We start from the raw sequence: 17,675 nt of genomic DNA, 5'->3' as shown, positions 1-17,675 counted from the left end.
AAAGTCATCAAAGGCAGAAAGGTAAAACTAGTGGTTGACGTAAATCGTTTTAAAAGTATGCAAATCACATTAGCCTCACCAAGTAAGGTCCGTTCATGGTCGTATGGTGAAGTTAAAAAACCTGAAACAATCAACTACCGTACATTGAAACCAGAACGTGAAGGACTCTTTGACGAAGTCATCTTTGGTCCAACAAAAGACTGGGAATGTGCGTGTGGTAAATACAAACGTATCCGTTATAAAGGTATCGTGTGTGACCGCTGTGGGGTTGAAGTAACTCGTGCTAAAGTTCGTCGCGAACGTATGGGGCACATCGAGTTAAAGGCTCCTGTGTCACATATCTGGTATTTCAAAGGGATCCCATCACGTATGGGATTGACTCTTGATATGAGTCCTCGTGCTCTTGAGGAAGTTATCTACTTTGCGGCTTATGTGGTCATCGATCCAAAGGATACACCGCTTGAACCAAAATCATTATTAACAGAGCGTGAATACCGTGAAAAACTGCAAGAGTATGGACACGGTTCATTTGTCGCTAAAATGGGTGCGGAAGCCATTCAAGATCTCTTGAAACGTGTGGACTTGGCAGCTGAAATCGCTGAATTAAAAGAAGAGTTAAAATCTGCTTCTGGTCAAAAACGAATTAAGGCAGTTCGTCGTTTGGATGTGCTTGATGCCTTCCACAAATCTGGAAATAAACCAGAATGGATGGTACTTAACATCTTGCCAGTTATTCCACCAGATTTACGCCCAATGGTTCAATTAGATGGTGGCCGTTTCGCCGCATCTGACTTGAATGACTTGTACCGTCGTGTGATTAACCGTAACAACCGTTTGGCACGTTTGTTGGAACTTAATGCCCCAGGTATTATCGTTCAAAATGAAAAACGGATGCTTCAAGAAGCCGTTGATGCTTTGATTGATAACGGTCGTCGTGGTCGTCCAATCACTGGACCAGGTAGTCGTCCATTGAAATCTTTGAGCCACATGCTTAAAGGGAAACAAGGTCGTTTCCGTCAAAACTTGCTTGGTAAACGTGTAGACTTTTCTGGCCGTTCCGTTATCGCCGTAGGTCCAACCCTAAAAATGTACCAATGTGGTGTGCCACGTGAAATGGCTATTGAGCTCTTTAAACCATTTGTCATGCGCGAAATTGTTGCCAAAGAATATGCTGGTAACGTTAAGGCAGCTAAGCGTATGGTTGAACGTGGTGACGAACGCATCTGGGATATCTTAGAAGAGGTTATCAAAGAACACCCAGTTCTCCTTAACCGTGCACCGACCCTTCACAGACTTGGTATTCAGGCCTTTGAGCCCGTTCTGATTGATGGTAAGGCACTTCGTCTTCACCCACTTGTGTGTGAGGCCTACAATGCCGACTTCGATGGAGACCAAATGGCCATCCACGTGCCATTGTCTGAAGAAGCACAAGCTGAAGCTCGTCTCTTAATGCTTGCCGCAGAGCACATCTTGAATCCTAAAGACGGTAAACCTGTTGTTACCCCATCTCAGGATATGGTGTTGGGTAATTATTACCTTACGATGGAAGATGCTGGTCGCGAAGGTGAAGGCATGATCTTCAAGGATAAAGACGAAGCTGTGATGGCATATCGTAATGGTTATGCTCACTTGCATAGTCGTGTGGGTATCGCTGTTGACAGCATGCCCAAAAAACCTTGGAAAGATAGCCAAAGACAAAAAATCATGGTGACAACTGTTGGTAAGATTTTGTTTAACGACATCATGCCAGAAGACCTTCCTTACCTCCAAGAGCCAAACAATGCCAACTTGACAGAAGGAACACCTGATAAATACTTCCTTGAACCTGGTCAAGATATCCAAGAAGTCATCGATCGCTTGGACATCAATGTGCCATTCAAGAAGAAAAACCTTGGTAACATCATCGCAGAAACCTTCAAACGTTTCCGTACAACAGAAACATCAGCCTTCCTTGACCGCTTGAAAGACCTTGGTTACTACCATTCAACCCTTGCTGGTTTGACAGTGGGTATCGCTGACATTCCTGTTATTGATAATAAAGCTGAAATCATTGATGCTGCTCACCATCGTGTTGAAGAAATCAATAAGGCTTTCCGTCGTGGTTTGATGACAGATGATGACCGTTATGTTGCCGTTACAACAACATGGCGTGAAGCTAAAGAAGCCCTTGAAAAACGTCTGATTGAAACACAAGATCCTAAGAACCCAATCGTTATGATGATGGACTCAGGAGCTCGTGGTAACATCTCTAACTTCTCACAGCTTGCGGGTATGCGTGGTTTGATGGCTGCTCCTAACGGACGCATCATGGAACTTCCTATCTTGTCAAACTTCCGTGAAGGTTTGAGCGTTTTGGAAATGTTCTTCTCAACCCACGGTGCACGTAAAGGGATGACCGATACGGCCCTTAAAACAGCCGACTCAGGTTACCTTACTCGTCGTTTGGTTGACGTTGCCCAAGATGTTATCATTCGTGAAGACGACTGTGGTACTGACCGTGGACTTCTTATCCGTGCTATTACAGATGGTAAGGAAGTTACCGAAACCCTTGAAGAACGTCTTCAAGGTCGTTACACACGTAAATCAGTCAAACATCCTGAAACTGGTGAAGTCTTGATTGGTGCTGACCAATTAATCACTGAAGACATGGCTCGTAAGATTGTTGATGCAGGTGTTGAAGAAGTGACCATTCGTTCTGTCTTTACCTGTGCGACACGTCACGGTGTCTGCCGTCATTGTTATGGTATCAACCTTGCAACTGGCGATGCCGTTGAAGTGGGTGAAGCAGTCGGTACTATCGCTGCCCAATCTATCGGTGAGCCTGGTACTCAGCTTACCATGCGTACCTTCCACACGGGTGGTGTAGCCTCAAATACTGACATCACACAGGGTCTTCCTCGTATCCAAGAAATCTTTGAAGCACGTAACCCTAAAGGGGAAGCGGTCATTACTGAAGTGAAAGGTAATGTCGTTGAGATTGAAGAAGATGCCTCAACACGTACTAAGAAAGTTTACGTTCAAGGTCAAACTGGCATGGGCGAATACGTCGTACCATTTACAGCACGTATGAAGGTTGAAGTCGGCGACGAAGTTAATCGCGGAGCTGCTCTGACAGAAGGCTCTATTCAACCGAAACGTCTTCTTGAAGTACGTGATACCTTGTCCGTTGAAACTTATCTTCTTGCAGAAGTGCAAAAAGTTTACCGTAGCCAAGGGGTAGAAATCGGAGATAAACACGTTGAGGTAATGGTTCGCCAAATGCTTCGTAAAGTTCGTGTGATGGATCCAGGGGATACCGATCTTCTTCCAGGAACTCTACTTGACATTGCAGACTTTACCGATGCTAATAAAGAAATTGTTATTTCTGGTGGCATTCCTGCGACCTCTCGTCCAGTTCTTATGGGAATTACCAAAGCTTCACTTGAAACCAATTCCTTCTTGTCAGCTGCATCCTTCCAGGAAACAACTCGTGTCCTTACAGATGCTGCAATCCGTGGTAAAAAAGACCATCTTCTTGGTCTTAAAGAAAATGTTATCATCGGTAAAATCATTCCAGCTGGTACTGGTATGGCACGTTACCGTAACATCGAACCACAAGCTATCAATGATATTGAAGTTATTGACAATGCTGAGCTTTTAGAAGAAACAGTTGCTACAACTGAAGCAAAATAAAACACTGAAAGAGTCCTTAGGGCTCTTTTTTTGTCTGAGTTTGTTGACAGTAACAAGTCTTGACGCTCGGTCTTAGTCCCAATGAGCAGATATTTTTCAAAATGCCTCTGATTTAGCTATAATATGGATAAGAGGAAAAGGTGTTATGTATCAAGTAATAAAAATGTATGGCGATTGGGAACCATGGTGGTTCATTGAAGGATGGCAGGATGATATTGTAGCAGAAGAACGGTTTGATGATTGGCAAGAGGCCCTTGCTTACTTTGAGCAAGAATGGCAGAGCATGAGAAATCGCTTTCCAAGTTACCATAGTCAAAAAAACTTATTGGCCACCTTTTGGGAGAAAAACGATACCCGGTGGTGTGAAGACTGTGATGATGATTTGCAACAATACCATTCTCTTTTACTCTTGAAAAATAGAGATATTGTCCCTAACACGCACTACTTGTCTCATTTTGAACAACGCAATGATTCGCCCCAAACCACCTACCTTTGTAAATTGAAACTATAACCTTTTCTAAACAGAAGAATCTGAGAAAATGTCATTGAATGGGCATTTTCTTTTTTGGTTTACGAATAAATCAATGAGGGGGCATTATGGTACAAGCATTAGCAAAATCAATTTTGAAAGAAGCAGAGCAAGTTCAGGCTCAAGATATTTATATTCTGCCACGAGCAGACCAGTACGAGCTCTTTTTAAGAATAGGAGATGAAAGGAGATTAGTAGATGTTTATCGGGGCGATCGGATGGCTCATCTTATTAGTCACTTTAAATTCGTTGCAGGAATGACCGTTGGTGAAAAAAGACGTTGTCAGGTTGGTTCTTGTGATTATGACCTTGATGAAGACACGCGATTGTCCTTACGTTTATCCAGTGTTGGAGATTACCGTGGTCAAGAAAGTTTAGTCATTCGTCTGCTACATCATCAGAAAAAGGAGTTACGTTACTGGTTTGATGGATTAACTAAAGTAGCGAGTCAGATTGGAGGTCGAGGCCTCTACCTTTTTGCAGGTCCAGTCGGATCAGGGAAAACAACTTTGATGCATCAGCTTATTGCAGATCATTATCAGGAAGCACAGGTGATTAGCATTGAAGATCCAGTGGAAATTAAAAACCAGCAGGCCTTACAATTGCAAGTCAATGATGATATTGGCATGACTTACGACAATTTAATCAAACTGTCCTTGCGGCATCGACCAGATATTTTGGTCATTGGTGAAATTCGAGATAGCCAGACAGCTAGAGCAGTTATTAGAGCCAGTCTAACAGGGGCCATGGTCTTTTCAACGGTGCATGCCAAAAGTATTTCAGGAGTCTATGCTAGATTGCTAGAACTTGGGGTAACAAGGGCAGAACTGGATAATTGTTTGGCCTTAATTGCCTACCAACGTTTGCTTAATGGAGGAGCATTGATTGACGCAACTCAAAAAAACTTTGAACACTACCTACCAGACCGGTGGAATCAGCAGCTTGATCAGTTACTTGCAGCAGGACATCTCAGTCCGAAACAAGCAAGGCTTGAAAAAATTGTCCAGTAAAGAGCAATATAAGCTTATTCAGTTGTTGACTAATCTTCTATCAGCAGGATTTCAGTTGACAGATATTATTGCTTTTTTAAAGAAAAGTCAGCTTGTGAAACTCCAGTATGTTCTTAGTATGGAAGATTCCCTTTTAAAGGGACGAGGCTTAGCAGATATGTTAGCTGGTCTGGGATTTTCGGATGCCATCTTGACTCAGATTAGCCTAGCAGATGGGCACGGAGATATTAAGAAGACGCTGTTTAACATTCAGAATTACCTGAAGCAAATGACCCAGCTCAAGCGAAAGACCATTGAAGTAATAACCTATCCAATAATGCTGTTGCTTTTTCTCTTTGTCATCATGCTAGGATTGAGACACTATTTAGTGCCCCAATTAGAAGAGACAAACCAAATAACTGACTTTCTCAATCATTTTCCGACCTACTTTTTGGGTTTTGGTTTGGCTCTTGTGTTACTTTTGGGAGTGGGGTGGCTGAGATGGCGGTCTCAAAGCCGTTTAAACTGTTTAAGCCACCTAAGCACCTTTCCCTTTCTGGGAAAACTATTACAACAATACCTAACCGCCTATTATGCAAGGGAATGGGGCACTTTGATAGGGCAGGGCCTTGAGTTACCGATGATTCTAGACATTATGGCAACCGAGAAATCCTCACTGATGCAAGAGTTGGCTGAGGATATTAGGGCTAGTTTACTGGCAGGACAGGCTTTTCCTACCAAAGTAGCCACTTACCCTTTCTTTAAAAAAGAATTAAGTTTGATGATTGAATATGGAGAAATCAAATCCAAACTAGGTCAGGAGCTTGAAATCTATGCTCAAGAAAGTTGGGCTCGCTTTTTCAGCCAGCTTCATCAAGCAACGCAGTTTATTCAACCAGTTATTTTTTTAATGATTGCCTTAATAATCGTCATGATTTATGCGGCAATCTTATTACCAATTTATCAAGATATGGGAGGCCTTATTTAACTATGACAAACCAATGGAACAACTTACGACACAAGAAGCTAAAAGGATTTACTCTTCTTGAAATGTTATTGGTGATTCTTGTCATCAGTGTTTTGATGCTATTATTTGTGCCAAATTTAAGCAAGCAAAAAGACAGGGTTACCGAGACAGGTCATACCGCTGTTGTTAAATTAGTGGAGAATCAAGCGGAGCTATATGAATTATCTCAGGGTTCAAAACCAAGTTTGAGCCAACTGAAGGAAGATGGTAGCATCACTGACAAACAAGAAAAAGCTTATCGCGACTATTATGGCAAACATAAAGATGAAAAAGCCAGTCTTAATGATTAAAGCTTTTACGCTACTTGAAACTTTACTGAGTCTGTCAGTGATGAGCTTTATCGTACTGGGCTTATCTTTTCCAGTGACAAGTAGTTATCGGAGAGTTCAAGAGCATTTATTTTTCACCCGTTTTGAGCACCTTTACCGGCATCAGCAAAAGGTGGCCATTTTACAGCAAGAAAAACGGGTTCTAACGATTTCTTCTAAAGAAATTAGGACAGAAGATGAGGGCTTAAAAGTACCTGATTCGATAAGGGTTAAAAGTAGTCGCCAGCTAGTCCTTGATCACATGGGAGGCAATCATTCGTTGACCAAGTTAACTTTTGAGACAGGGGAACAACGTCTCAGCTACCAATTTTATCTGGGGAGTGGAAATTATCAAAAAACAAGTGAAAGGTTACATAGCCCTTGAAAGTGTGATGGCGACAGGGCTCTTATTTTCCATTGTTATCCTAGTTTTGACTAGTTTACAGCAAGGTCAGGTCGCCCTAACCCATTATCGCAATCAACAAGAAAAACTGAATTTGGCGCTGATGGCAGTACAGACAGGCCGTGAAGAAGTCACACTCAATGGCTGTCATATTACTGTTCGGAGAACGGAACATCAGATTAGTATTCAGGACGATAAAGGAGAAGTGATTAGGATTGAACAAAAGGACAAATAGGGTTAGAGCGTTTACTTTTTTAGAAGCTTTAATTGCTCTGCTCGTTATATCAGGATCGCTATTAGTGTATCAAGGGCTAACTAAAACTCTCCTCAAGCACAGCCACTATCTGGCGAATCATGACCAAGATCATTGGCTTTTGTTTTCCCAGCAGTTACGTGAAGAATTAGATGGAGCTAGGTTTCAAAAAGTAACAAATAACAAACTCTATATTAAAAAGGGAAAGAAAACCTTAGCTTTAGGTCAATCTAAAAGCCATGATTTTCGGAAATCAGCTAGTAATGGTCAAGGTTACCAACCCATGTTATTTGGTCTGTCTCATACTAAAATTCAGGCAGACCAGTCCTATGTTAGCATTAAGTTAAAATGGAAAAGTGGCTTAGAAAGGACTTTTTATTATGCGTTTCAAGACCAACCTTAAAGCGGGTATCCTCTTATATGCTATGTTGATGGCCAGTGTTTTTTTGTTGGTTTTACAAGTTTACCTATCCCAAATGACGCAGTTTCATAAGGAATATCAGGCACAAACAGCCTATGTGAAAGCCAGGTTAATGGCAGAAATGATTCATCAAAACCCTTCTCAACCTTCTGGTCATCTTTCTTTCAAAGAAGGAGAAGCCACTTATACTTGTCGAAAAGGACAACAACTTATTACTATCGACTTGGGTCACAAGAGGCGCTACCAGTTCCAATATCCTAAACGAACTGAGGAGGAAGCCAAAGAAAATACGAGCAGAACCAATTCTTCTCACTTAGCCCCCTCATCTCCTTTAAACTGATGGAACGGGATTTCTTTTCATTTAAGGTGGAATTTGATATGATAGGTATATGAATTTTGAAAAAATTGAAGAAGCTTATCAGTTGCTTTTAGAGAATAGCCAACTGATTGAAAATGACTTAAAAACCCATATTTATGATGCCATTGTTGAACAAAACTCCTTTTATTTAGGGGCAGAGGGAGCCAGTCCTCAGGTGGCTCAAAACATTGATAAACTGAAAGCCTTGTGCCTGACAAAAGAAGAATGGCGCAGAGCCTACCAGTTTATTTTTATTAAGGCAGCTCAGACTGAACAACTGCAAGCCAACCATCAGTTCACACCAGATACTATTGGTTTTATTCTTCTCTATCTGTTGGAACAATTGAGCGATAAAGATAGCTTAGAGGTGCTTGAAATTGGGAGTGGAACAGGGAACCTAGCTCAAACCCTTCTCAACAACACGAGCAAGTCTCTTGATTATGTAGGAATTGAACTTGATGATCTCTTGATTGATTTGTCAGCCAGCATTGCAGAGGTGATGGATTCTTCAGCTCATTTTATTCAAGAAGATGCAGTAAGACCTCAATTATTGAAAGAAAGTGATGTTGTCATCAGTGACTTGCCAGTTGGCTATTATCCTAACGATGCTATTGCCAAACGTTACAAGGTGGCTAGTTCAGATGAGCATACGTATGCTCACCATTTATTAATGGAACAGTCTCTAAAATACTTGAAAAAAGATGGCTTTGCGATTTTTCTGGCACCAGTCAATTTATTGACGAGCCCTCAGAGCCAGTTATTGAAACATTGGTTAAAAGGATATGCTCAGGTGGTGGCTCTAATTACTCTACCAGACACCATTTTTGGTCATCCATCCAATGCCAAGTCTATTATTGTCTTGCAAAAACAAACAGACCGCCCAATGGAAACCTTTGTTTATCCAATTCGGGACTTGAAACTTGCAGAGAATATTCATGCTCTTATGGATAATTTCAAAAAGTGGAAACTGGATAATGTCAATTAACTGATTTTTTGTTATAATAAAATAGCATCACAGAAAACGATTTCAAGAGAGGTTAAAAATGTCAAAGACAATTGCAATTAATGCAGGTAGTTCCAGTTTAAAATGGCAACTTTATCAGATGCCAGAAGAAGAAGTGTTAGCACAAGGGATTATTGAGCGTATCGGTCTCAAGGATTCTATTTCAACAGTTAAGTACGATGGCAAAAAAGAAGAGCAAATTCTTGATATTCACGACCATACAGAAGCTGTTAAAATCTTGTTGAATGATTTGATTCACTTTGGAATCATTGCAGCCTATGATGAAATCACAGGTGTTGGGCACCGTATCGTTGCGGGTGGCGAATACTTTAAAGAATCTGTTGTCGTGGACGACACGGTTGTTGAGCAGGTTGAAGAATTGTCAGCTTTAGCACCGCTTCACAATCCTGGAGCAGCAGCAGGTATTCGTGCTTTCCGTGATATTTTGCCAGATATTACTAGTGTTTGTGTGTTTGACACATCATTTCACACAAGCATGCAAAAACATACTTATCTTTACCCAATTCCTCAAAAATATTACACTGACTATAAGGTTCGTAAATATGGGGCACACGGAACAAGTCATAAGTATGTGGCGCAAGAAGCTGCTAAAATGCTAGGTCGTCCATTAGAAGAGTTGAAACTAATCACTGCTCATATCGGAAATGGTGTGTCAATTACAGCCAACTACCATGGACAATCCGTTGACACTTCAATGGGATTCACACCACTTGCTGGTCCTATGATGGGAACACGTTCTGGTGACATTGACCCAGCTATTATTCCTTATTTAATTGAGCAAGACCCAGAGCTAAAAGACGCTGCTGATGTTGTGAATATGTTAAACAAGACATCAGGTCTTGGTGGGGTGTCAGGCATTTCTAGTGATATGCGTGATATTGAAGCTGGTTTGCAAGAGAAAGATCCAGATGCCGTTTTAGCTTACAATATCTTCATTGATCGTATTAAAAAATTCATTGGTCAATATTTCGCTGTTTTGAATGGAGCAGATGCTTTGGTCTTCACCGCTGGTATGGGTGAAAATGCACCATTGATGCGCCAAGATGTTATCGGTGGCTTGTCATGGTTTGGCATGGAAATTGACCCTGAGAAAAATGTTTTCGGATACCGTGGTGATATTTCAACACCTGAGTCAAAAGTGAAGGTTCTTGTTATCTCAACAGATGAAGAATTATGCATTGCGCGTGATGTTGAACGCTTAAAAAATACAAAATAAAAGAGGCTAAGTTTCAATAAATAACCAAGTAAGGTAAAGCGATTGATTTCCCTACTTGGTTTTTTTGATAGTCTTCTAACAATTTTCCGTTGCCGCTCTCATTACAGCCAAGTAGTGAAGAAAGATTGGTGGATGGAGTATCTAAGGTGGCGCGTTGAGATAGTATTATGATAAAGAGAGATATGGCTCTGGGCTACTAGAAGATAATCTCTAGCAAAACTATGTTTAAAATGACAAATAAGTGAGAAAACTATTGACAAAAAATGTAAAGGAAACTATACTATAAATGTAAAGTTAACTTGACAATATTTTGGAGGATAAGATGGATAATCGTATTCAGGAACTCCGTAAGGCTAGACATATTAGCCAGGCAGAACTTGCTGATGCTATGAATGTCACGAGACAGACCATTATTTCTTTAGAAAAAGGTCGTTATAATGCTTCGCTTGAATTAGCCTACAAACTTGCTATTTTTTTTCAACTAAGTATTGAAGAGATTTTCTTGTTTGATCTTAATCAAGACGATTAGGTTATTTACGGCGGTATGGGGCTTATTTTGGGTTCTGTTATCGCAAAATACAAAAACGAGCACACGTCCTGCTGGTTCACTTTTTGAATAACGGCATAGCCCTGATAGTGATGACTCTTGCGACAACGATGATTTCTTAACATAAGGAGATTGAGGTATGAAAAAGGAACCTTCACTTAAACAAAAATGCCAGTACTGGGAAAAGGTCTATACTCGAATTGGCCATGTATTGGTTGCTTTAGGCTTTTTATCCGCGACTTGGGGTATTTGGTCAATGACACGTGGAAATATGAGACAGGGAACTCTGTTCTTTTTCCTTGCCCCCTTGTTTTTGATTGCTTCAACCTTTTTCTTTTATGTGTTTACAGAACCTACTGATTTAAAAAATTATTTGGTGGCTCTGCACGATGAGCGTAATCGTGCCATTCGAAAACAGACACAGGTCTACTGCTTTTACGTGATCATTAATCTTTTTATTGTTTTATGCTTTTTTTCCCCAATTAACTATTCGAGACCTTGTGTCGTATAAATTGCCTTTGATTTTGACTTATCTTTATTTCTTCCTTAGACATTGGGTTTCTAAAAAAATGTAATCCCATTCTAAACATTCTAAAGACAAGAAAACACCCCTGTTTGAGAACAGTTTAACTTCCTTGTTAGATGTTTTGTCTAACAGTTAAGTGACTTGTCCTTGAACGGGGATGTTTTGCTAAATGAGGTACATGGTAGTACCTATTTTTGTAACTGTTTAGCCTTATCAATGGTTTTGTCAATGGCAGAGCTGACAGTAGCTGTGAGGCCAAGGCGTTCTAATTCTAATAGCCCAGCAATAGTTGTTCCACCAGGACTGCAGATGGCATCGATAAAGTCGTGAGGACTTTGAGAGCTGGCTAAGAGATTGTTGGCGCTTGCCAAGACTGTCTGGGTAACAATCTCCAACGCCTTTGCTTTAGGAATGCCATTCTTGACACCAGCCTTAGCCAAGGCCTCAATAAAGAGGTAAATATAGGCGGGACTTGACCCTGCTAAAGCGGTAAAGGTGTCAAAATCCTTTTCACTGATAACAAAAGTGCTGCCAAAGCTATCTGTTAAGTCTCGAACACGTTCTTGTAATTCCTGAGACACCAAAGCGTTTCCAGTTAAAGCGGTGCTGCTTTGGAGAATCTGTGCGTTCATGTTTGGCATGATACGTAGCAAAGGGAGGTCTTCTCCTACTAATGTTGCCAGTCTTTGGAGAGAAATGCCTGCTGCCATAGATATAACAGGTTGTTTGAAGTGAAGTGGTTTGAGGACCATTTCAAATAATTGAGGCTTGATGCCTAAAATAACAAGGTCAACTTGGTCAATAAGGTCTTGATGGGACATGGCATAAGGCAGTGTTAATTGCTCAGCAAGTTCCTTAGACCGTTCTAAAGATGATCCTGAAATGATAAGTTCATGGGGCGTTTGTTTAAGGCCTTTGATGATAGCGCTAGCCATTTTGCCAACACCAATAATTCCAATTTTCATGCTGTTGCTCCTCATGGGATATTGTGGTTAGTCAGGCTAACACTAATTTAGTAATGTTTAATCAAGTCAACGGTTGAGCGATCCAGTTTTTTGACAATGGCTTGTAAGAAGGCTTGGGCTTCTACGAAATCGTCCATGGCGTAGAGGGTTTGGTGAGAGTGAATATAGCGTGCACAAACCCCAATAGTTGTTGATGGAACACCATCATTTTGAAGGTGTGCAGCACCTGCATCTGTGCCTCCCTTGCCACAATAGTATTGGAAATTGACACCAGCTTCCTCAGCCGTTGTGAGTAAGAAATCACGCATATCTTTGAGCATGACATGGCCTGGGTCGTAGAAACGCAACAAGGTGCCATCTCCGATTGTCCCAGGATTGCCATAAATATCGCCAGCAGGCGAACAATCTACTGCAAAAAAGAGTTCAGGGTTGAACTTGGTGGTTGAGACGTGGGCTCCGCGCAGACCAACTTCTTCTTGAACGTTAGCACCTGCAATTAGGGTGTTGTTAAGGTCTTGTCCTTTCAGAGTTTCAAGCATTTCTGTTACCATGAGAACGCCATAGCGATTATCCCAAGCTTTTGAAATGATATTTTTTTGATTGGCTGTTAGGATAGTTTCAGATTGAGGGACAATAATATCTCCCGGTGTAATGCCAAAGCTTTCAGCTTCTGCCTTATCTGTAAAGCCACCATCAAACACAATATCTTCAATGTTAGGTAGGCTAGCAGAGCCATTTGCCCCACGTAAAAAATGAGGTGGTACTGATCCTGAAATAAGGGGAATAGCTTGACCAGTGCGTGTGTAAAGAGTAAACCGTTGTGAGCTGACAACAAGTGGGTTCCAGCCACCGATACCAACCACGCGCAGGGTTCCGTCAGCTTTGACATCGCTCACCATAAACCCAACTTCGTCCATGTGCGCAGCTACTAAAATACGAGGTGCTTGCTCAGCTTTACTGTCTCTAATACCAAAAATCCCACCAAGCCCATCTGTTTCAACACGGTCAACCAGTGGGGTTATTTTGGTGCGGAGGTAATCACGGACACTATGTTCGTAGCCAGCAATACCATCCAGTTCAGTTACTTCTTTGATTTTTGAAAATAAATCTGTCATTTTTTTGCTCCATTAATAAGGTTTCAGACCAGTTCAACACGGTCATCTATCTTATATTTTACCACTTTTTAAGCAAGAATGGGTTACGATTTCCAGACCCTACAGGTCTTGAAGCCGTTTTCGACTGATAGCGTGTAAAAAATCAGGAACATTAAAGGCAAACAAAAAACCTAGAGATTAGGATTCTCTAGGACTTTTGTGAGGAGTGCTTGTCTTTTTGCCGTAAGCTGTTTTTTTAGGAAGTAAGGTGATCATTAAGATGATAAAGCAAAGGCTGGTCAGTAAGAATAGTAGGGCACTTATAGTACGAAAAGACTCTCCACTGGCGAAAAGTAAGGATAATGGGGTCATAAGAGGAACCTTCTATTTTCTAGAAATTATCAAAAGCATGGGTTGTTTAATTTAAAAATAAACCATGCTTAATAAATGTAATTTCAGTCTAAGCACTTTTGCCTTTTTTGTCAAGTAGTGATTGGATAAAATTTTTAATTTTAGCTGATTTATGCCCGTCATGGTTGATTTTAGGCTAGCTTATCTTGCCTTTTTTATGATAAAATGAAAGGTATGAGTAAAAAGAAAATAGGTATTATTTCAGGATTACTTGGAGCAGGCTTGGTTATCGGTCTCGGAATAATGATAAATGATTATTATCAGGAGAAAGAACGTCAACAAGTAACAAGAGACTTACGTGCTTTTTTTTCAAAACTGGGGCAAATTGACGTTTTATATGTGACTACTGTAAAGAATAGTTCTGAGCCGATTTCGGGTGGTGTTGTCATGACAGGTGGCAAACAGTATCTGTACACCTATCATAATGGGCATATTAGCTTTGAGGAGGAATAGAGATGATTACACCAACAACTTACGAGGAGCTAGCAGCTCTTATTGAAAATGAAGATAAGCTCGTTTTGTTTTTCACAGCTGACTGGTGTCCAGATTGTCAATTTATCTACCCTGTAATGCCAGACATTGAAGCAGAGCATGCGAGTATGACCTTTGTCCGTGTGAATCGCGACCAATTTATCGAAGTGGCACAAGAATGGAATATTTTTGGGATTCCTAGTTTTGTGGTGATTGAAAGTGGTCAAGAAGTGGGTCGTTTGGTTAACAAATTGAGAAAAACGAAGGCTGAAATCAACAGTTTTTTAGCTGACCATCATTAAGAGAGAAGGAAGAGATAAATGATTTTTGCATATAATAAAGAACAAGTTGGGGACGTGTTGATGGTTATCTTCCAAGATACCAAAGATATTAAGCGTCAAGTGGAGCGTCGAGGAAAAGTTGCCCGTGTTTTTGCAGAAGAAAGTGGTAAGACCCTTGCTTGGAATATCTTTGAAGCATCAAGCCTGATTGCTGTTGAGGGCAATGGACAGGTCTTTTTGACAGATGAGGACGTTGCAACACTAAATGCTGAACTTGCTAAAGAAGGCTTTTCAGAAAAACTGGAGAATACTGCGCCCCCTGTTTTTGTGGTTGGTCAAATCATTGAGATGGTAGCTCATCCAGATAGCGATCACCTTAATATTTGTCAAGTAGCTATTGGTGAGAATAAAACAGTTCAAATCGTAGCTGGGGCACCAAATGCTGCATTGGGCTTAAAAACGATTGTTGCCCTACCAGGTGCCATGATGCCAAATGGTAGCCTCATCTTCTCAGGTCAACTGCGTGGCGAAGAGAGTTATGGCATGATGTGCTCTCCACGTGAGTTAGCCTTGCCAAATGCACCGCAAAAACGTGGTATTATTGAGCTTGATGAGTCAGCTGTAGTAGGAGAAGCTTTTGACCCGGCTACACATTGGAAAGGTTAGAAAGATCAGCTGAAATAGGACTGTATTTAACTAAATGACCAGAAGCAAGGTTTAGGAGATCCTAATCCTTTTTTCTTATATGTTCAAAAACGTTTAAAATGAAACTTGTTTTACCACAATTTTTACGAATAATAAGATAAGGAGGTCAGTATGTATAATAAAGTAATCATGATTGGTCGTTTGGTGGCTAAACCTGAATTGGTAAAAACAGCTACGGATAAGCATGTGGCGCGTCTATCTTTGGCTGTTAATCGGAGGTTCAAGAATGCTTCAGGAGAGCGAGAAGCTGATTTTATTTCTGTTGTTGTCTGGGGAAAGTTGGCAGAAACTCTGGTTTCTTATGCCAGTAAAGGTAGTTTGATGTCTATTGATGGCGAGCTTAGAACCCGCAAATATGATAAAGATGGGCAAGTGCATTATGTGACGGAAGTGCTATGTCAGTCCTTTCAGTTATTAGAAAGTCGTGCTCAGCGTGCAATGCGAGAAAATAATGTGGCCAGTGACTTGGTGGATTTGGTCTTGGAAGAGGAGGACTTGCCTTTTTAAGCAGTAGTAGCCGAGTGATTTAGGAAATGTCTTGCACGCAGTTCCACTGTGAGTATTTTTTCCTAACAATTTGTCTTAAAAATCCTGTTATTTAGCAGGTTCAACTACTTTTTCAACTTGTCAGAATATTATTAAGAAATCGAAAATTCCATTAATAACAAAAACCTTGACAGTGTTTAGAAAGAGAGTTAGAATGTTAAACAATTAAAATGGAAGAAAACAGGAGGTGCTGATATGGTATTAAATAGCACAACTTACACGATGATTAATCGTTATTACTATAGCTTCTTTAGATAGTGTTTGTAGACATGGGAAATATGGGTACAAACACGGTGAACGTTACGTTTGTATCTATGAGGCTATGGCTATTTGAGTTGTTTGTCCGCATAGATGATATATCTAGGTGGACACCATACAGCGCGTATTTTGTGATACCCTTACACGTATAAGACCATTTAGGTAATGCTAAATGGTCTTATTTTTATTATGGCTTCAAGCCAGTTTTTCTCGAAGAGAAAAATAAGAAAACCACCAGCTAAGCTGGTGGCTGATAAGGCTTATAGCTTCCATTTATTTTTCTTAGTATAATCTAATTGTTCAGGTTAGACAAAGGAGGAAAAATAAATGGCTAAAACCAGTTACAGTCTATCACATACCAAGTGGATGTGCAAATATCATATTGTCTTTACACCAAAGTATCGTCGAAAATCTATCTACTACACAATAAGAAAAGATTTAATTGAGATTTTTCGACATCTATGTCAGTATAAAGGCGTGGAGATAATTGAAGGACACATGATGCCAGATCATGTTCATATGTTAGTGTTAATACCACCAAAAGTTGCGATTTCCGATTTTATGGGCTATCTGAAGAGTAAGAGTGCTCTTATGATATTTGATAAACATGCGAAATTAAAGTATAAATACGGAAATCGCAAGTTTTGGGCGAGGGGATACTACGTCAGTACAGTTGGATTGAACGAAAAAACGGTAGCGAAATACATACGTGAGCAAGAGAGGAATGACATATCTCTTGATAAATTGAGTGTAAAAGAATACGAAGATCCGTTTTCAGATGGTGGATTTAGAACACGATAAAAGCCCGTTATTACGGGCATCAGTCAAGTAACGAAAGCATAACCTGAACGAAGTTCAGCGAGCGTCTTTAGACGCCGCTGGAAATTATCGCCTTATAGGCGGTGTACAAACCACCCGTCTAACGGGTGGTCATGATTATTCTAGATAGTCAGCGGAATTAGACATGCTGTAACGACCCTAGATGTGATTCAAGTCTTTGGCCGAAAACGACTACAACAAACCTAAGGCTTTGAGTTTATCATCAACCAGTTGTAACACGGTTGCTAAGTCATCTGGATTTTGAACGAAGTCAAGAGAGTTGCCATCAATTTTCATTTTGGGAGAGATCTTGTAGTCTTCGTACCAGGTTGGGTATTCACCATGTACTTGATGGTAGTAGTATTCTAAGTCAGGATTATCATCAACCTGTTCAAAACTTCGGCCGCGTTTTTCAATGCGTTCAAGCATTTTATCAAAGGATACATCAATATAAATGAGAAGGTCAGGGCGTTTCTTAGGCATGCCCTCTAGCTCCTCAAGCATATTTGCGAGTAATTCTTGGTAGATTTCGAGTTCTGTCTTAGTGACATTCCCATTTTTGTAGTTGAGTTTTAAAAAGAGTTCGTCTTCAAAAATGGAACGGTCGAGGATATTATTGTCAGCCTGATAAGCCTCTTTGATGGATTTAAACCGTTTATTTAAAAAGAAAATTTGAAGTAAAAAGGCGTATTTTTTAGGGTCTTGGTAATAAAGGTCAAGTACGGGATTGTTGTCAACCGCTTCGTAAAAGACTTCAGTCCCCAAATGCTCTCCAAGTGCCGCAGCAAGAGAACTCTTGCCAGCACCAATTGTTCCTGCTAGTACAATCAACATGTGTCTCCTTCTAATGTG

21 protein-coding genes are annotated in these 17,675 nt (G+C 40.6%); 18 read left to right on the top strand and 3 right to left on the bottom strand.

Features of this window, described 5'->3' with window-relative positions; all coding sequences use genetic code 11:
- Positions 1–30: 30 nt before the first annotated feature.
- From rpoC to EL097_RS02070, 13 genes are all read left to right on the top strand, one after another.
- Positions 31–3,672, top strand: a complete 3,642-nt coding sequence (rpoC, locus tag EL097_RS02135) for a DNA-directed RNA polymerase subunit beta' (RefSeq protein ID WP_003046177.1) — start codon at positions 31–33, stop codon at positions 3,670–3,672.
- A gap of 145 nt (positions 3,673–3,817) precedes the next feature.
- Positions 3,818–4,183, top strand: a complete 366-nt coding sequence (locus EL097_RS02130) for a DUF1033 family protein (protein WP_003046179.1) — start codon at positions 3,818–3,820, stop codon at positions 4,181–4,183.
- Between the two features lie 86 nt (positions 4,184–4,269).
- Positions 4,270–5,211, top strand: a complete 942-nt coding sequence (gene comGA, locus EL097_RS02125; protein WP_003046182.1) for a competence type IV pilus ATPase ComGA — start codon at positions 4,270–4,272, stop codon at positions 5,209–5,211.
- The gene (gene comGB, locus EL097_RS02120; protein WP_223824829.1) at positions 5,144–6,178 is read left to right on the top strand and encodes a competence type IV pilus assembly protein ComGB; all 1,035 of its coding nucleotides are present in this window, start codon (positions 5,144–5,146) and stop codon (positions 6,176–6,178) included. Before comGA ends, comGB begins: the two co-directional genes overlap by 68 nt.
- Before the next feature lie 2 nt (positions 6,179–6,180).
- Entirely contained in the window at positions 6,181–6,507 is a 327-nt protein-coding gene (gene comGC, locus EL097_RS02115; protein ID WP_003046186.1) for a competence type IV pilus major pilin ComGC, read from the top strand.
- Complete coding sequence (gene comGD / locus EL097_RS02110) at positions 6,482–6,910, top strand: competence type IV pilus minor pilin ComGD (protein WP_039994748.1); 429 nt, start codon at positions 6,482–6,484, stop codon at positions 6,908–6,910. The genes comGC and comGD overlap by 26 nt, the downstream gene beginning before the upstream one ends.
- Positions 6,888–7,163 (top strand): competence type IV pilus minor pilin ComGE, encoded by a 276-nt coding sequence (comGE, locus tag EL097_RS02105; RefSeq protein ID WP_003046190.1) that lies wholly within the window; start codon positions 6,888–6,890, stop codon positions 7,161–7,163. The genes comGD and comGE overlap by 23 nt, the downstream gene beginning before the upstream one ends.
- The gene (comGF, locus tag EL097_RS02100) at positions 7,144–7,584 is read left to right on the top strand and encodes a competence type IV pilus minor pilin ComGF (RefSeq protein WP_003046192.1); all 441 of its coding nucleotides are present in this window, start codon (positions 7,144–7,146) and stop codon (positions 7,582–7,584) included. Before comGE ends, comGF begins: the two co-directional genes overlap by 20 nt.
- A complete protein-coding gene (gene comGG, locus EL097_RS02095) occupies positions 7,562–7,942 on the top strand; it encodes a competence type IV pilus minor pilin ComGG (protein WP_003046193.1) in 381 nt (126 codons plus the stop codon). Before comGF ends, comGG begins: the two co-directional genes overlap by 23 nt.
- Positions 7,943–7,991: 49 nt before the next feature.
- Entirely contained in the window at positions 7,992–8,945 is a 954-nt protein-coding gene (locus EL097_RS02090) for a class I SAM-dependent methyltransferase (protein WP_003046195.1), read from the top strand.
- 58 nt (positions 8,946–9,003) lie between these two features.
- Entirely contained in the window at positions 9,004–10,200 is a 1,197-nt protein-coding gene (locus EL097_RS02085) for an acetate kinase (RefSeq protein ID WP_003046198.1), read from the top strand.
- Positions 10,201–10,522: 322 nt separating this feature from the next.
- On the top strand, positions 10,523–10,729 hold the full coding sequence (locus EL097_RS02080) for a helix-turn-helix transcriptional regulator (RefSeq protein ID WP_003046200.1): 207 nt from the start codon (positions 10,523–10,525) through the stop codon (positions 10,727–10,729).
- 157 nt (positions 10,730–10,886) lie between these two features.
- Entirely contained in the window at positions 10,887–11,258 is a 372-nt protein-coding gene (locus EL097_RS02070) for a hypothetical protein (RefSeq protein WP_003046201.1), read from the top strand.
- A 203-nt stretch (positions 11,259–11,461) separates the two neighbouring features.
- On the opposite strand, the gene proC is transcribed toward EL097_RS02070, so the two are convergent.
- Entirely contained in the window at positions 11,462–12,238 is a 777-nt protein-coding gene (gene proC / locus EL097_RS02065) for a pyrroline-5-carboxylate reductase (RefSeq protein WP_003046203.1), read from the bottom strand.
- A gap of 47 nt (positions 12,239–12,285) precedes the next feature.
- Positions 12,286–13,353, bottom strand: coding sequence for a glutamyl aminopeptidase (pepA, locus tag EL097_RS02060; protein ID WP_003046205.1), 1,068 nt, complete (start codon positions 13,351–13,353; stop codon positions 12,286–12,288).
- 564 nt (positions 13,354–13,917) lie between these two features.
- Between pepA and EL097_RS02050 the strand changes: the two genes are divergently transcribed.
- From EL097_RS02050 to tnpA, 5 genes are all read left to right on the top strand, one after another.
- On the top strand, positions 13,918–14,196 hold the full coding sequence (locus EL097_RS02050; RefSeq protein WP_003046210.1) for a DUF4651 domain-containing protein: 279 nt from the start codon (positions 13,918–13,920) through the stop codon (positions 14,194–14,196).
- Positions 14,197–14,198: 2 nt separating this feature from the next.
- On the top strand, positions 14,199–14,516 hold the full coding sequence (locus EL097_RS02045; RefSeq protein WP_003046212.1) for a thioredoxin family protein: 318 nt from the start codon (positions 14,199–14,201) through the stop codon (positions 14,514–14,516).
- Between the two features lie 18 nt (positions 14,517–14,534).
- Entirely contained in the window at positions 14,535–15,161 is a 627-nt protein-coding gene (gene ytpR, locus EL097_RS02040) for a YtpR family tRNA-binding protein (RefSeq protein ID WP_003046214.1), read from the top strand.
- Between the two features lie 150 nt (positions 15,162–15,311).
- A complete protein-coding gene (locus EL097_RS02035; RefSeq protein WP_003046216.1) occupies positions 15,312–15,707 on the top strand; it encodes a single-stranded DNA-binding protein in 396 nt (131 codons plus the stop codon).
- A gap of 624 nt (positions 15,708–16,331) precedes the next feature.
- The gene (gene tnpA / locus EL097_RS02030; protein ID WP_003046218.1) at positions 16,332–16,805 is read left to right on the top strand and encodes an IS200/IS605 family transposase; all 474 of its coding nucleotides are present in this window, start codon (positions 16,332–16,334) and stop codon (positions 16,803–16,805) included.
- A 210-nt stretch (positions 16,806–17,015) separates the two neighbouring features.
- On the opposite strand, the gene EL097_RS02025 is transcribed toward tnpA, so the two are convergent.
- Positions 17,016–17,657 carry a deoxynucleoside kinase gene (locus EL097_RS02025; protein WP_003046220.1) on the bottom strand — a complete coding sequence of 214 codons (642 nt, stop codon included), beginning with the start codon at positions 17,655–17,657 and terminating at the stop codon, positions 17,016–17,018.
- Positions 17,658–17,675: the final 18 nt, after the last annotated feature.

This window comes from Streptococcus canis (assembly GCF_900636575.1).
GTDB classification, from domain to species: domain Bacteria; phylum Bacillota; class Bacilli; order Lactobacillales; family Streptococcaceae; genus Streptococcus; species Streptococcus canis.
Note: the sequence above shows the minus strand (reverse complement) of the source record. Positions and strands in the feature narration are given on the sequence as shown.

Excerpts from the sequence above, each read along its gene's own strand:
- EL097_RS02130 (WP_003046179.1), top strand. The coding sequence starts at position 3,818 with ATGTATCAAGTAATAAAAATGTATGGCGATTGGGAACCATGGTGGTTC.
- comGA (WP_003046182.1), top strand. The coding sequence starts at position 4,270 with ATGGTACAAGCATTAGCAAAATCAATTTTGAAAGAAGCAGAGCAAGTT.
- comGC (WP_003046186.1), top strand. The coding sequence starts at position 6,181 with ATGACAAACCAATGGAACAACTTACGACACAAGAAGCTAAAAGGATTT.
- comGD (WP_039994748.1), top strand. The coding sequence starts at position 6,482 with ATGAAAAAGCCAGTCTTAATGATTAAAGCTTTTACGCTACTTGAAACT.
- comGG (WP_003046193.1), top strand. The coding sequence starts at position 7,562 with ATGCGTTTCAAGACCAACCTTAAAGCGGGTATCCTCTTATATGCTATG.
- EL097_RS02090 (WP_003046195.1), top strand. The coding sequence starts at position 7,992 with ATGAATTTTGAAAAAATTGAAGAAGCTTATCAGTTGCTTTTAGAGAAT.
- EL097_RS02085 (WP_003046198.1), top strand. The coding sequence starts at position 9,004 with ATGTCAAAGACAATTGCAATTAATGCAGGTAGTTCCAGTTTAAAATGG.
- EL097_RS02080 (WP_003046200.1), top strand. The coding sequence starts at position 10,523 with ATGGATAATCGTATTCAGGAACTCCGTAAGGCTAGACATATTAGCCAG.
- EL097_RS02070 (WP_003046201.1), top strand. The coding sequence starts at position 10,887 with ATGAAAAAGGAACCTTCACTTAAACAAAAATGCCAGTACTGGGAAAAG.
- proC (WP_003046203.1), bottom strand. The coding sequence starts at position 12,238 with ATGAAAATTGGAATTATTGGTGTTGGCAAAATGGCTAGCGCTATCATC.
- pepA (WP_003046205.1), bottom strand. The coding sequence starts at position 13,353 with ATGACAGATTTATTTTCAAAAATCAAAGAAGTAACTGAACTGGATGGT.
- EL097_RS02050 (WP_003046210.1), top strand. The coding sequence starts at position 13,918 with ATGAGTAAAAAGAAAATAGGTATTATTTCAGGATTACTTGGAGCAGGC.
- EL097_RS02045 (WP_003046212.1), top strand. The coding sequence starts at position 14,199 with ATGATTACACCAACAACTTACGAGGAGCTAGCAGCTCTTATTGAAAAT.
- ytpR (WP_003046214.1), top strand. The coding sequence starts at position 14,535 with ATGATTTTTGCATATAATAAAGAACAAGTTGGGGACGTGTTGATGGTT.
- EL097_RS02035 (WP_003046216.1), top strand. The coding sequence starts at position 15,312 with ATGTATAATAAAGTAATCATGATTGGTCGTTTGGTGGCTAAACCTGAA.
- tnpA (WP_003046218.1), top strand. The coding sequence starts at position 16,332 with ATGGCTAAAACCAGTTACAGTCTATCACATACCAAGTGGATGTGCAAA.
- EL097_RS02025 (WP_003046220.1), bottom strand. The coding sequence starts at position 17,657 with ATGTTGATTGTACTAGCAGGAACAATTGGTGCTGGCAAGAGTTCTCTT.